At 61.1% G+C, this 12,920-nt stretch carries 13 protein-coding genes; 12 read left to right on the plus strand and 1 reads right to left on the minus strand.

Annotated features, from left to right (window positions below; genetic code table 11):
* Window positions 1-39: 39 nt before the first annotated feature.
* The 11 genes from ACN0SC_RS12530 to tsaD all read left to right on the plus strand — a co-directional run bounded on the left by ACN0SC_RS12530 (window position 40) and on the right by tsaD (window position 9,277).
* On the plus strand, window positions 40-1,230 hold the full coding sequence (locus ACN0SC_RS12530) for a toxic anion resistance protein (RefSeq protein ID WP_417250011.1): 1,191 nt from the start codon (window positions 40-42) through the stop codon (window positions 1,228-1,230).
* A gap of 25 nt (window positions 1,231-1,255) precedes the next feature.
* Window positions 1,256-2,203 carry a DUF2927 domain-containing protein gene (locus ACN0SC_RS12535; protein ID WP_417250012.1) on the plus strand — a complete coding sequence of 316 codons (948 nt, stop codon included), beginning with the start codon at window positions 1,256-1,258 and terminating at the stop codon, window positions 2,201-2,203.
* A gap of 15 nt (window positions 2,204-2,218) precedes the next feature.
* Window positions 2,219-3,355: an SPFH domain-containing protein gene (locus ACN0SC_RS12540; protein WP_417250013.1), complete on the plus strand. Its 1,137-nt coding sequence runs from the start codon at window positions 2,219-2,221 to the stop codon at window positions 3,353-3,355.
* 78 nt (window positions 3,356-3,433) lie between these two features.
* A complete protein-coding gene (locus ACN0SC_RS12545) occupies window positions 3,434-3,835 on the plus strand; it encodes a hypothetical protein (RefSeq protein ID WP_417250014.1) in 402 nt (133 codons plus the stop codon).
* 108 nt (window positions 3,836-3,943) lie between these two features.
* Entirely contained in the window at window positions 3,944-5,074 is a 1,131-nt protein-coding gene (locus ACN0SC_RS12550; protein WP_417250015.1) for a primosomal protein N' (replication factor Y) - superfamily II helicase, read from the plus strand.
* A 102-nt stretch (window positions 5,075-5,176) separates the two neighbouring features.
* On the plus strand, window positions 5,177-6,100 hold the full coding sequence (locus ACN0SC_RS12555; RefSeq protein WP_417250016.1) for a carbohydrate kinase family protein: 924 nt from the start codon (window positions 5,177-5,179) through the stop codon (window positions 6,098-6,100).
* A complete protein-coding gene (gene dtd, locus ACN0SC_RS12560) occupies window positions 6,097-6,537 on the plus strand; it encodes a D-aminoacyl-tRNA deacylase (RefSeq protein ID WP_417250017.1) in 441 nt (146 codons plus the stop codon). Before ACN0SC_RS12555 ends, dtd begins: the two co-directional genes overlap by 4 nt.
* Window positions 6,497-7,090, plus strand: coding sequence for a tRNA (adenosine(37)-N6)-threonylcarbamoyltransferase complex ATPase subunit type 1 TsaE (tsaE, locus tag ACN0SC_RS12565; RefSeq protein WP_417250018.1), 594 nt, complete (start codon window positions 6,497-6,499; stop codon window positions 7,088-7,090). The genes dtd and tsaE overlap by 41 nt, the downstream gene beginning before the upstream one ends.
* Window positions 7,087-7,692: a hypothetical protein gene (locus ACN0SC_RS12570; protein ID WP_417250019.1), complete on the plus strand. Its 606-nt coding sequence runs from the start codon at window positions 7,087-7,089 to the stop codon at window positions 7,690-7,692. Before tsaE ends, ACN0SC_RS12570 begins: the two co-directional genes overlap by 4 nt.
* Window positions 7,689-8,288: an L-threonylcarbamoyladenylate synthase gene (locus ACN0SC_RS12575; RefSeq protein WP_417250020.1), complete on the plus strand. Its 600-nt coding sequence runs from the start codon at window positions 7,689-7,691 to the stop codon at window positions 8,286-8,288. The genes ACN0SC_RS12570 and ACN0SC_RS12575 overlap by 4 nt, the downstream gene beginning before the upstream one ends.
* A complete protein-coding gene (gene tsaD, locus ACN0SC_RS12580; RefSeq protein WP_417250021.1) occupies window positions 8,285-9,277 on the plus strand; it encodes a tRNA (adenosine(37)-N6)-threonylcarbamoyltransferase complex transferase subunit TsaD in 993 nt (330 codons plus the stop codon). The genes ACN0SC_RS12575 and tsaD overlap by 4 nt, the downstream gene beginning before the upstream one ends.
* A gap of 4 nt (window positions 9,278-9,281) precedes the next feature.
* On the opposite strand, the gene ACN0SC_RS12585 is transcribed toward tsaD, so the two are convergent.
* A complete protein-coding gene (locus tag ACN0SC_RS12585) occupies window positions 9,282-10,298 on the minus strand; it encodes a hypothetical protein (RefSeq protein WP_417250022.1) in 1,017 nt (338 codons plus the stop codon).
* A 240-nt stretch (window positions 10,299-10,538) separates the two neighbouring features.
* Here ACN0SC_RS12585 and ACN0SC_RS12590 point away from each other — a divergent pair, with 240 nt between their 5' ends.
* Window positions 10,539-12,725 carry an NADP-dependent isocitrate dehydrogenase gene (locus tag ACN0SC_RS12590; protein WP_417250023.1) on the plus strand — a complete coding sequence of 729 codons (2,187 nt, stop codon included), beginning with the start codon at window positions 10,539-10,541 and terminating at the stop codon, window positions 12,723-12,725.
* The last annotated feature ends 195 nt before the right edge of the window (window positions 12,726-12,920 follow it).

The raw sequence follows: 12,920 nt of genomic DNA on the forward strand, positions 1-12,920 counted from the left end.
ACGAATGGAAAACACTGCTGCTGGACAAGGGGATAACACATGTCGGAAACGGTGCGCCAAAAGGCGGAAGAAACGTTGAAAGAAGTCGAAAAGGTCACCGCAACGGTGTTGCCTGAACCCAAAGGGGAACTGGTCCCCGTGCGCGGGAAAGAGGCCCCGCCCGCCGCTGCTGTGAAAGAAGCGATGGCCGAGATCGACCTCTCCGACACGGGCTCCATTGTCCGCTTCGGTTCTGGCGCTCAAGCCGAATTGCAGGAAATCTCGCAAGCCATGCTCGGCGAGGTCCGCAACAAGGACGTTGGCCCTGCGGGCGATAGCCTGCGCAGCATCGTCTCCACGATCCGTGGCTTTTCAATCTCCGAGTTGGACGTGCGCCGCGAGCGCTCGTGGTGGGAGAAACTTCTGGGCCGCGCCGCGCCGATGGCCAAATTCGTGGCGCGTTTCGAGACGGTGCAAGGGCAGATCGACAAGATCACCGACAACCTTCTGGAGCATGAGCACAAACTCCTTAAGGACATTAAATCTCTCGACTTGTTGTATGAGAAGACTTTGAACTTCTACGACGAGTTGGCGATCTACATCCGTGCGGGCGAGAAGAAACTCGACGAGTTGGACAGCAAGACCATCCCCGCCAAGGAAAAGCGTGTCGAGAATGCCGCCGAGGACAAACAGGTCATCGTGGCGCAGGAATTGCGCGACCTGCGTGCCGCCCGTGACGATCTTGAACGCCGTGTGCATGATCTCAAGCTGACCCGTCAGGTGACGATGCAATCCCTGCCCTCCATCCGTCTGGTGCAGGAAAACGACAAGTCGCTGGTCACGAAAATCAACTCCACACTGGTCAACACCGTGCCGCTTTGGGAAACCCAACTGGCGCAGGCCGTGACGATCCAGCGCTCTTCGGATGCTGCCAAGGACATCAAAGCCGCCTCGGACCTGACCAACGAATTGCTCACCGCCAATGCCAAGAACCTGCGCGAAGCCAACAAGGTCGTGCGTCAGGAAATGGAGCGCGGCGTGTTCGACATCGAGGCCGTGAAAACCGCCAATGCCGAGTTGATCGCAACCATCGAAGAGAGCCTGCAAATCGCCGACGAAGGCAAGCGCAAGCGCGCCGAGGCCGAAGAGGAACTCAAGACGTTGGAAGCCAACCTGCGCGACACCTTGTCTGCGGCAAAGGCCAGCAAGACTGGCACGGGTGACACCGCAGCGACCTCCGTGCCAGGCTAGGATGATGCGTCTGGCGGCGATAGGTATGGGACGGATTGCGGGCGCCGCGGCGCTCGCATCCACACTCGTTCTGTCTGCCTGTGTGGACCCGATGACCACTGCACAGACCGCCGCCCCGAGCCAAACACCTGCCGCCAAACCGAGCGCGCCCATCGTCGCTCCGCGCTCTCCCGCCTCTGCGCAGGCCGTGCGCTACTATGCCGATGTGCAAGCTGACCTTCTGCGCAACGAATTGCTGCGCACCGATGGCGGCGGCGCGGACACACCTTTTAACGCACGACAACTGGCCGAGAATTTCGACGCCATCGCGCTCAACGACGAATATGCCGACATTAACGGTAGCTTCGTCGCGCGCACCACCCCGTCGCATGTCCACCGCTGGAGCGCACCTGTGCGCCTCACGCTGGAATTCGGGGCCTCCGTGCCGCTCGACCAGCGCGCCGAGGACCGCGAAACACTCACCTCCCTCGCTCGACAGCTGGCTACCGCCACCCGCCACCCCATCACGGTTGCCGAGACGGGCGGGAACTTTCACGTCCTTGTCCTCAACGAGGATGAACGCCGTGGTGTCGGCACCCACCTGCGCCGCCTGATCCCTGGATTGTCGGAAGCTGCCGTGCGCTCGGTCGAGAACATGAGCCGTTCCACCTATTGCCTCGTCATCGCCTCCGATCCACGCGATGACGGCATTTATCGCCGTGCGGTGGCTGTGATCCGTGGTGAGCATCCCTCACTGATGCGCAAATCCTGTTTCCACGAGGAAATCGCGCAGGGCCTTGGACTGGCCAATGACAGCCCCCGTGCGCGCCCGTCAATCTTCAACGACGATGAGGAATTCGCACTACTGACCCGCCACGACGAGCTTTTGCTGCGCATCCTCTACGATCCGCGACTGACCCCGAACATGACCCCCGAAACCGCCCGTCCGATCGCGGCCACCATTGCCGCGGAACTGATGGGCGAGACTATCTGAACGAAGGAGAGCCACATGGGCATTCTCGATTTTCTCACTGGCGAATTTATTGACGTTATTCACTGGACCGACGACACCCGCGACACGATGGTGTGGCGGTTCGAGCGCGAAGGCCACGAAATCAAATATGGCGCCAAGCTCACAGTGCGCGAAGGGCAAGCGGCGGTGTTCGTGCATGAGGGCCAGCTGGCCGATGTGTTCACTCCAGGTCTCTACATGCTTGAGACCAACAACATGCCGATCCTCACAACACTCCAGCACTGGGATCACGGCTTCAAATCCCCGTTCAAATCCGAAATCTACTACGTCAACACGACGCGGTTCGGTGATCTGAAATGGGGCACCAAAAACCCGATCATCCTGCGTGACCCCGAATTCGGCCCCGTGCGAATCCGCGCCTTCGGCACCTACGCGGTCAAGGTTTCCGACCCCGCCAAGTTCCTCACCGAGATCGTGGGCACCGATGGCGAATTCACGATGGACGAGATCTCCTACCAAATCCGCAACATCATCGTTCAGGCCTTCTCGCGCATCATCGCGACAGCAAGCATCCCCGTGCTCGACATGGCCGCCAACACCGCTGACCTTGGCGCGCTCGTCGCTGCCGAGATTTCGAAAGTTGTGGCGGACTACGGCCTGACCATCCCGGAATTCTACATCGAAAACATCTCCCTGCCCGACGCGGTGGAGAAGGCGATGGACAAGCGCACCTCCATGGGCATCGTCGGCAATCTCGACAACTACATGAAGTTCAACGCCGCCGAGGCTCTGAGCGCTGAAAACTCCGCCATGGCCGCGTCGACGGGTGCCGGCATGGGCGCAGGGCTTGGCATGGCGATGGCTGGTCAAAGTGTCCAAGCGGGTCCATGGGGTCCACGCCCCGCAGCAGCCACGCAGGTCGCACAGCCCCAAGCAGCAGCGCAAACTCCGCCGCCACCGCCCGTCGAACACGTCTGGCACATCGCGGCAGGTGGCGAGACCACCGGCCCCTTCTCGAAAGCCGAGATGGGTCAGAAGGTTGCCAAAGGCGAGTTGACCCGCTCCAGCTATGTCTGGACCCAAGGACAGGACGGATGGCTACGCGCCGAGGACGTGACAGAGCTGGCGCAGCTTTTCACCATCGCGCCTCCCCCGCCGCCCGCCGACGCTTGATCTCAAGCCACCACGGATGCTCAATCGCGCGCACCCCACGACGGGGCGCGCGCGCCACTTTTCATTTGCGAGGAATTCATGCAGCTGGCCGAGACGCGCATCACCCATGGGGCCGCCTGCGAGGACAGCCCAGCTGCACAACGTGCCGACGCGATTGCACGGGCGCTCATGGGGATCGGGAACCTTGGCGGGTTCGGACTGTCCGAAACGGCGAGTTGGGAGCGCGGCGATGCGCCCGCCGCCGTGGGGCGCGCAGCTATCTCGCAGGCGCTTTCCACGCGCATTGCCCCAGCCTCGATCCACATCGACCAAATCGTCACGCAAGGGAAGGCCGCGACCGTCTCGGGCCGCCTGAACCGCGACGGCACGGGCACCGCCCTCTTCTGCCACATCATCCGCTTCACCTCATCCGCGGGACAGGAAATTGCGCAACTGGTGAGCTTCGAACAACCCGAGCGCCCCAAACGCGCAAGACGGTGAACCCCGACCACACCCCGCACGCGCGAAGAACTGCTTTTCCCGCCTGCAAATTGTTGTAATCTACGCGGGAAATCACAGCCCGCAATCTCTGGTGAAACCCCTGTTTCCATGGCCAAAACCGCTTCCCTCCCCGACACCGACGCGCAAACGCACCGCTTTCCCTGCGGCACCTGCGGCGGCGATATGCGCTTCGACCCGCAAGCAGGGGCGCTGACTTGCGACCATTGCGGGGCGCGTGAGGCGCTTGACGTCAGCAATGTCCCCGCCCCGCGCGAAATGGACTACGCCGCAGCTCTGAGGGACCAAGCTCGCGATGCGCGCAACAGCGACGCAACCGTCGAAACCCGCGTTTCCGAATGCCCGAACTGCGGCGCGCGCACGGAGTTCGATCCGAACCTCCACGCCACCGAATGTCCCTTCTGCGCCACTCCTGTGGTCACGGGAACAGGCCAGCACCGAGGGCTCAAGCCGCGCGGGCTTCTGCCTTTCTCCGTGACCGAATCCATCGCCCATGACGCGATGAACGACTGGCTCGGGAAACTGTGGTTTGCGCCGAACGGGCTGCGCAATTACGCACGCAAGGGACGCAAACTGGACGGGATCTACCTGCCCTACTGGACCTTCGACGCTCAAACTGAAAGCGACTACAGAGGCGAGCGTGGCGACGATTACTACGTCACGCGCACGGTGCGCAGGAATGGCGAGACCCGAACGGTCCGCGAACGCCGCACCCGTTGGCGCGCAGCGCGCGGACATGTATCGCGCTTTTTCGACGATGTGCTGGTGCTGGCCTCGCACGCCTTGCCGCGCAAATACACCGACGGCCTTGCACCTTGGGATCTCTCAGACTTGGAACCCTACCTGCCCGACTATCTCGCGGGATTTCGCGCCGAGGCCTACACCGTTGAAATCGAGGAAGGTTTCACTCTTGCGCGTGCGCACATGGACCGCGTGATCCTGCGCGATGTGAAGTTTGATATCGGCGGGGATCGCCAACGGGTTCACCGCCTCGACACCGCGATCAGCGACGTGACTTTCAAGCATATCCTGCTGCCCGTCTGGGTCGCGGCCTATAAATATCGTGGCAAGAGCTATCGCGTCGTCGTCAACGGCCGCACGGGCCGCGTGCAAGGAGAACGCCCCTACTCGCCGTGGAAAATCGCCTTCGCCGTTCTGGCGGGCGCCGCAATAGCGGGTGCTATTGGCTACCTCATCGCAATGGGAAAAGCCGCGCCATAAAGCGCGGGCGGTTGATCGCCCACTGAACATTTGCCCAGTTCCCGCTTGCTCTGATAGCGGTAACAGGGTTAGCACTATCGCCAATTCAAAGGAGACGACTCGATGATCCTATGTGCGGGCGAAGCCCTGATCGACATGCTGCCACGCACCTCGACCGAGGGCGAGGACGCCTACGCGCCCTACGCGGGTGGCGCGGTGTTCAACACGGCCATTGCGCTTGGCCGGCTCGGTGCGCCCGTGGGGTTCTTCTCTGGTATCTCTGCCGATTTCTTTGGCGACCTTCTCAAGGATAAACTGTCAGAGAGTGGCGTTGACCATTTTCTCGTCGTCACAGCCGACCGCCCCTGCACCGTAGCCTTCGTCAAACTGGTTAACGGCCACGCAACCTACGCATTTTACGACGAAAACACCGCGGGACGCATGCTGACCGAAGCGGACATTCCCGCCCTTCCAGACACCGTTAATGCGGTTTTCTGCGGCGGGATTTCGCTCCCCGTCGATCCTTGCGGCGCGGCCTACGAGGCGCTTTTCGTGGCCGCCTCCGCAACGCGCGTCACCATGATCGACCCCAATATCCGCCCCTCATTCATCCGCGACGAAGCCCGCTATCGCGCCCGCATCGACAGGATGCTCGCCCATGCCGATATCGTCAAAATATCCGACGAGGATCTCGACTGGATCGCGCGCGGCACGGGCACGCTTGACGACCAGATCGCCGATCTTCTGGCGCGCGGCGTCAAACTGGTCTGCCTGACCGAAGGCGCGGAAGGTGTGCGCGGGTTCACATCGCGCGGCTCGGTCCATGTGGCCGCAAACCGCGTCGAAGTTGTCGATACCGTCGGCGCGGGCGACACCTTCAACGCAGGGCTTCTGGCGGCGCTCTCCGAAGCGGGCCTTCTGACAAAAGACGCCATTGCAACCCTTTCGGACGAGGCGATCCGCGATGCGCTCTCGCTCGGCTCCAAAGCCGCTGCGGTCACAGTATCTCGCGCGGGCGCCAACCCGCCGTGGAAATCCGAACTATGAGGGCGCTCGTTCAACGTGTGAGCAAGGCCGAGGTGGCCGTGGAAGGCACGGTCATCGGGCGTTGCGGCGCAGGCCTGATGATCCTTGTCTGCGCCATGGAGGGTGACGACGAGGCCGCTGCCGAGAAGCTGGCCGCAAAAATCTCCAAGTTGCGGATTTTCAAGGACGAAAACGACAAGATGAACCGCTCCATCCGAGACATCGGCGGCAGCGCATTGGTCGTCAGCCAGTTCACCCTTGCTGCCGAGACCAAAGGCAACCGCCCCGGTTTCTCCACCGCAGCCGATCCCGAAACGGGCCTCGCGCTCTATGAGCATTTCACAGAGACCCTGCGTGCGCTCGACGTGCCCTGCGAGACGGGCAAATTTGGTGCCGACATGGCTGTGAGCCTGACCAATGACGGCCCCGTCACCATCTGGCTCGACACCGCGCAATAGGCTCCGCGCGCCCACGATATGGACCTTCCTTCCCGATTGTCCTATTGCGAAGGCCGACAAACGCCAATCGGAGACACCACAGGTGGCCCGCACTCTGACCCTTCCTATCGGCACGCAAGCCGAGATGACCGCGCTCGCTACGGCCCTCGCGCCGCTTTTGCGCGCGGGCGATGTGGTCTTGCTCGACGGTCCGCTCGCGGCGGGGAAGACCTTCTTCGTGAAGGCACTCATGGCCGCCTTGGGCAGCGAAGAACTGGTCACCTCACCCACCTACGCCATCGCCAACATCTACGAGGCGCCAGACTTCGACGTGTTACACGTAGACGTCTATCGGCTTAAAAATGCGCGTGAATTCTATCACCTTGGACTTGAAGATCAGGTCGAGACGGGCGTGAGCCTCATCGAGTGGGGCAGCCGCATTGTGGATGCATTCGACACCCCTCTCTCCATCGGCATCGCACTTGGCGAGAGCGAGACTGCGCGAAGCGTCACTCTCTCCGCTGAAGCCGATAGATGGAGCGCGGTGTTCGACGCGCTGGAGGCCCGCTCATGAGCCTCACTCTCCTTTTGCAGACATCGAACGGCGTCCCTGCCCTCGCGCTTGCACGCGGCGCGGAGATTGTTTTCGACAGTTCCAATCGCCCCGAATTCGACGGATCGCGCGATTATCGCGCCATGCTGGAGACAGGCCTTGCCGCTTGCGACAGTTCGCTCGACACGCTCACCCGCATTGCCGCCGACATCGGTCCGGGCGGTCTTGGCGTCACTCGGACGGGCGTAGCCTTCGCCAATGCCCTTGGCTTTGCGCTCGGGTTGGGCGTGATCGCCGTCCCCGCCTTCGAGATGCTCGGACATGCGGTTGCAGACCAAGAGCGGCCCACCGTCCTGATGCGCCGCGCAGCTCGTCCCTACGTGCATTTCGGCATTTGGCAGGCGGGAAAACTTGTCAATTACGAACATTGCGAGCAGGTTAATGCCTTTGAGGCCGCACAAAGCTTGGATAAATTCAACTATGTTGGGACTGTGCTAGACGACGCGCTCCCGACTCCGCTCTTCAACACCGCCCCGATGGGCGCCATGGCCGATTTTGTCGCACAATTACCCGACCCCGCGCCCGACGCACGCGCCTATCCGATCGTGGAGGTACTGGAATGAGCATCCCCACGCCCGAGATTGCAGCATGTCTTGATGGAGGCGGTGTCGTGCTCTTGCCCACGGACACCGTGCTTGGCCTTGCCGCGAGCCCGCGCCATGACAGCGCCGTTGCCCGCCTTTTCGCGCTCAAGGACCGCCCTGCAGAGAAGAACCTGCCCGTGATGGTCGCTGACGCGGCGCAGATCGCGTCACTCGGAACGATTCTTTCGCCCGTCGCGCACAATCTGATCGCATCGCCCTTCTGCCCCGGTCCACTGACGCTGGTGCTTCCACTAGGAAATCCGCGCCCCGACTGGCTTACCGACCGTTCCGAGGTCGCCGTGCGCATCCCTGCCGATACGCGGCTTCTCGAAATTCTGCGCGCGGTCGGTCCGTTACTCGTCACCTCCGCCAATCGCTCGGGAGCCGATACACCAAAGAGTGCAAGGGAAGCCGCCGCGCAGCTAACAGCACGCCCCGACATGGTTATCGATGGCACATCACAGATGCACGCCCCCTCCACCATCGTCGACTGCACAGCGAAAAGTGCGAGGATATTGCGTCATGGCGCGATCTCCGACGAGGCACTCTCGCCCTATCTGGAGGCGTCCACATGAAGCCTTGGATTCTCGGAATAGAGACATCGTGCGACGACACCTCCGTGGCGCTCGTTGACCGCGCAGGTACTGTCGCGGCCATTGAAACCGTTTCGCAATTCGAGATCCATCAGGCCTTCGGCGGCGTCTATCCCGAACTGGCATCGCGCGCGCATTTGGAAGCGATTTTGCCGACTGTTCAGAAGGTTATGGACAACGCCAATGTCACGCCCGACGATCTCGAAGCCATCGGTGTGACCCGTGGACCTGGCCTCATCGGGTCGCTTCTGGTCGGGCTATCCACCGCCGAGGCGCTCTCGCTCGGGTGGGGCGTGCCCGCTTACGGGATCAATCACTTGCGCGGACACATCCGCTCCGTGGGCCTCGAAGGCGGTCAGGTCGATTATCCCGCCGTGATCATGCTGGTGTCGGGCGGCCATACCTTCGTCGCGGAACTGACGGATGCTTGGAGCTACAGGCTATTGGGCACAACGCGCGACGACAGCGTGGGGGAAAGCTACGACAAGGTTGCGCGGATGCTTGGCCTCGGGATGCCTGGTGGCCCCGCCATCGACCGCGCGGCGGCACGCGGCACGCCCGTGTTGCGCCTGCCCCGCCCGATGAAGAACGAAGGCTACGAGTTCTCCTTTTCGGGCCTAAAATCCTCCGTTGCGCGGCATATTGAGACCCATCCCGATGTCTCCGTTGACGATATGTCGGCCTCTTTCGTCGCGGCCTGCATGGACGTACTCACGGCCAAGGCAGCGCGGGCACTTGAAGAGTGCAAACCGAAGTCGCTCATTATCGTGGGCGGTGTTGCCGCCTCCCCGCAACTACGTGATGCAATGGGGAAAGTGGCGTCAGATCAGGGTGTTGCCCTGCACCTTCCGCCGATCAAATGGGCCACGGACAATGCCGCAATGATCGCGATGGCGGCATGGGACTATGTGGAGCGCGGTGAGAAGCCCGCCCTTGTACCAAAACCGAACCTGCGGCTCGAGACGCCTTAACGCCTCAGTCGTCGCCGAGTTTCTTTTCCAGTTTATTGATCCGATTGCGAAGCCGCTGGATTTCCTCGGTCTGCTGACGCGCAATCTGCACCAGATAGGTCAGTGCATCCTCAACACGGTTGTCATAGGGTGCGCGATCGGTGACGGGACGGTCGTGAAAAAGCCTGTCGCGTCCGAGCGTCGCGGCAAGAGCGGCATTGTTCTCCCTTTGCGCCTCAAGGACGCGGGCACGCAGGGCGGGAGGCACGGTCGGCGCTCCGTCAGAAAGCTCTGGCAAGTCATAGCGCCGCATGACTTTTCGCATGTCGAAATCGCGCACCTTCTCCGCCTCGCCGCGGTTATTCAGGGCGACAAAATGCGCCTGAGATGGACCAAGAGAGCCATGCACAGAATTATACTTTTCGAACTTTTTGGGCGCTTCTAACCCCCAGTGCGCGCAGAAATATTGCACAATTCCACCCTTGTGTCGCAGATCATCGTAGACGTGGACGGATGTAGGGAGACGCGAGCCCCATGCCGCGTGGATCGTCTTGTAGTCCAGTTGGTGCGCATAGGTTTCGGCAAATTCCTCAGGCATGGCGACGGCATAGCCAGTCTTCAACTTGTGCTTGAGACCCCACTGCCGATAGGCGCTCTCCAACCATTCATCCTGGCGCCGCAGGACCAGAAGGATCTCGACCGACGAAAAAGCCTCGCTCCGTTCAAGGAAAGCCGCGGCAACCTCCGCGATATCGGCGGTGTTTTTGCCCTGCGCGATCGCCTCGTTGGACCAGATGAAGTGGTCAATCCCCTCCTGCGCGGCGGCGAACCGATCCAACTCACTCAGGCGAAGCGCCACCGCCTCGGGCGAGGTGGCGCTACGTTCCCCTGCGGGCGGGGGGCCGTCCATCTTGTTTAGGAACCGCCCGAGATAGTGCATACCTGCGCGCAACAGGAATTCCGTCTCCGCGTCCAAAAACTGCTGGAACGCGGTCGAGCCGGTTTTGCCCATACCAATGTGAATGGTGAGTTTCTTTCCCATCGGCCCTCGTGTCCTCTTGCAAATTCATCCATGCACAGCCCGCACCAATCTCTAGGACAGGGCGCGCCTTCGCACAACTGCGCCGCCCCACCCGTGCGCGTTCCTCTGCGGGGTGCGGCATTGTCGCCCCATTGTATACGGTGGGATACATTGACTTCACGCGCCCGCTCGTTTACGCGCAATGGCGAACGAGACGGACGCCCATTGCCCGCTCGATTGGACATTTTTCCGGAGGACCCCATGGCCCAAACCCCCGATATTATCTACACCATCGTCGATGAAGCCCCCGAACTCGCGCGCGGCTCCTTGCTTCCTATCATCTCGTCCTTCTCGAATGCCGCAGGGATCTCGGTCGCCACAAAAGACATCTCTTTGGCGGGCCGCATCCTTGCGCTTTTCCCCGAGCGTCTGTCCGAAGACCAGCGCGTCTCCGACGATCTGGCCGAACTTGGCAAGCTGGTGAAAACCCCTGACGCCAATGTCATCAAACTGCCCAACATCTCGGCCTCCGTGCCGCAGCTTGAAGCCGCGATCAAGGAACTGCAATCGCAGGGTTTCGACATTCCCGACTACCCCGCCGATCCGCAAACCGACGAAGAGAAAGCCGTCCGCGCCAAATACGACACGGTGAAAGGTTCCGCTGTGAACCCCGTGCTGCGCGAAGGCAACTCGGACCGTCGCTCCGCCAAGGCCGTGAAGGAATACGCGAAAGCCAACCCGCACCGCATGGGCGAGTGGAAATCGACCTCGAAAACCACCGTCGCCGCCATGCCGGGCGATGATTTCTACGCCAACGAGAAAGCCGCGACGGTCACGGCTGCACAGGCCGGTGGCGCGAAAATCGTGTTCACTGCGAAAGACGGCTCCGAAACGGTTCTCAAAGACGGGCTAAACTATCTTGAAGGCGAGATCGTCGATGCGACCTTCCTCTCCGCCAAGGCCCTGCGCGCCTATATCAAGAAAGAAGTCGAAAGCATCGAGCCGGGTGTGCTGTTCTCCGTGCACCTCAAAGCGACGATGATGAAGGTCTCCGACCCGATCATCTTCGGCCATTTCGTCTCCGTCTATCTCGAAGACTTCCTTGCCAAACACGGCGACAAGCTGGATTTCAACCCGAACTCCGGCATCGGCGCGCTCGAAAAACTCATCGCGGGCAATGCCGAGATGGAAGCCGACCTCAAGGCCGCTCTTGCCGCGAAACCGCCGCTCTACATGGTTGATTCCGACAAGGGCATCACCAACCTGCATGTGCCCTCTGACGTGATCATCGACGCCTCCATGCCTGCGGTCATCAAAGCCGGTGGCATCGGCTGGGGTCCGGACGGCAAGGCAGCAGACACCAAGTGCTGCATCCCCGACAATTCCTATTCCTGCGTCTATGACGAAAGCGTGGAATATTTCAAAGAAACCGGCACGCTGGATGTCACCACCTGCGGTGCTGTGTCCAACGTTGGTCTGATGGCACAGAAGGCGGAAGAATACGGTTCCCACCCGACCACCTTCGAAGTCCCTGCCGATGGCACCGTCTCGATCGTGCTCGACAGCGGCGAAGTGCTCTTGTCCAACGAGGTGGAAAAAGGCGACATCTGGCGGTCGTGCACCGCGAAGAAAGCGCCGATCCTCGACTGGATCAAAACCGGCATCGAACGGTTTGACGTCGAAGGCACCGGCGCGTTCTGGCTCGATAAGAACCGTGCCCATGACGCCGAACTGATCAAATATGTCGAACCGGCGCTGAAAGCGGCTGGCAAGGACATTCCGATCATGGCCCCGCGCGAAGCCACCCGTTTCACATGGGAAGAAATGCGCAAGGGCAAGAACGTCGTGACCATCACGGGCAACGTGCTTCGCGACTACCTGACCGATCTGTTCCCGATCCTCGAACTTGGCACCTCCGCCAAGATGCTCTCTATCGTCAAACTGATGAACGGTGGCGGCCTCTTTGAGACGGGCGCTGGCGGCTCCGCGCCGAAACACGTCCAACAGGTGATCGAGGAAAACCACCTGCGTTGGGACAGCCTTGGCGAGTTCTGTGCGCTTGGCGAAAGCTACAACTTCCTCGCCTCTTCCAAAGGCAAGACCAAAGCTGGTGTCCTTGGTGCGGCGGTGGAAGACGCGACACAGAAACTTCTGCTCGAAAACAAGTCGCCGGAGCGCAAGGTCGGCCAGAACGACAACCGTTCCTCGCATTACTGGTTCGCCCGCTACTGGGCCGAGGCCCTTGCCGCGCAGGATGACGATGCGGAGCTGAAAGCGCATTTCGCCCCGATTGCGAAAGAACTGGCCGAGAAAGAAGCGGTGATCCTTGACGAGCTGAAAGCCAATGAGGGCAAACCGGCGGATATGGGCGGCTACTACCACGCCGATCCGGCCAAAGTGGCGGCGATCATGCGTCCGTCCGCTACGCTCAACGCGATCATTGGGTGATTTAGACAACACAGCTAATCAAAAGGGGCGCTTTCGAGCGCCCCTTTTTTCGTGGGACTCGGCGAGGCTAGATTATTCGCCCAAGGCAGGAAGGGGACAAGCAACCTTAATCGGCGGTAACCTTAATCGGCGGTAACCTTAATCGGCGGTAACCTTAATCGGCGGTAACCTTAATCGGCGGTAACCTTAATCGGC

This window comes from Celeribacter sp. (assembly GCF_048261515.1).
In the GTDB taxonomy this organism is placed as follows: Bacteria; Pseudomonadota; Alphaproteobacteria; order Rhodobacterales; family Rhodobacteraceae; genus Celeribacter.

Coding starts and splice junctions, on each gene's coding strand:
- ACN0SC_RS12590 (WP_417250023.1), top strand. CDS start 10,539: ATGGCCCAAACCCCCGATATTATCTACACCATCGTCGATGAAGCCCCC.
- ACN0SC_RS12575 (WP_417250020.1), top strand. CDS start 7,689: ATGAGCATCCCCACGCCCGAGATTGCAGCATGTCTTGATGGAGGCGGT.
- ACN0SC_RS12550 (WP_417250015.1), top strand. CDS start 3,944: ATGGCCAAAACCGCTTCCCTCCCCGACACCGACGCGCAAACGCACCGC.
- dtd (WP_417250017.1), top strand. CDS start 6,097: ATGAGGGCGCTCGTTCAACGTGTGAGCAAGGCCGAGGTGGCCGTGGAA.
- tsaE (WP_417250018.1), top strand. CDS start 6,497: ATGACGGCCCCGTCACCATCTGGCTCGACACCGCGCAATAGGCTCCGC.
- ACN0SC_RS12570 (WP_417250019.1), top strand. CDS start 7,087: ATGAGCCTCACTCTCCTTTTGCAGACATCGAACGGCGTCCCTGCCCTC.
- ACN0SC_RS12530 (WP_417250011.1), top strand. CDS start 40: ATGTCGGAAACGGTGCGCCAAAAGGCGGAAGAAACGTTGAAAGAAGTC.
- ACN0SC_RS12540 (WP_417250013.1), top strand. CDS start 2,219: ATGGGCATTCTCGATTTTCTCACTGGCGAATTTATTGACGTTATTCAC.
- tsaD (WP_417250021.1), top strand. CDS start 8,285: ATGAAGCCTTGGATTCTCGGAATAGAGACATCGTGCGACGACACCTCC.
- ACN0SC_RS12585 (WP_417250022.1), bottom strand. CDS start 10,298: ATGGGAAAGAAACTCACCATTCACATTGGTATGGGCAAAACCGGCTCG.
- ACN0SC_RS12555 (WP_417250016.1), top strand. CDS start 5,177: ATGATCCTATGTGCGGGCGAAGCCCTGATCGACATGCTGCCACGCACC.
- ACN0SC_RS12535 (WP_417250012.1), top strand. CDS start 1,256: ATGGGACGGATTGCGGGCGCCGCGGCGCTCGCATCCACACTCGTTCTG.
- ACN0SC_RS12545 (WP_417250014.1), top strand. CDS start 3,434: ATGCAGCTGGCCGAGACGCGCATCACCCATGGGGCCGCCTGCGAGGAC.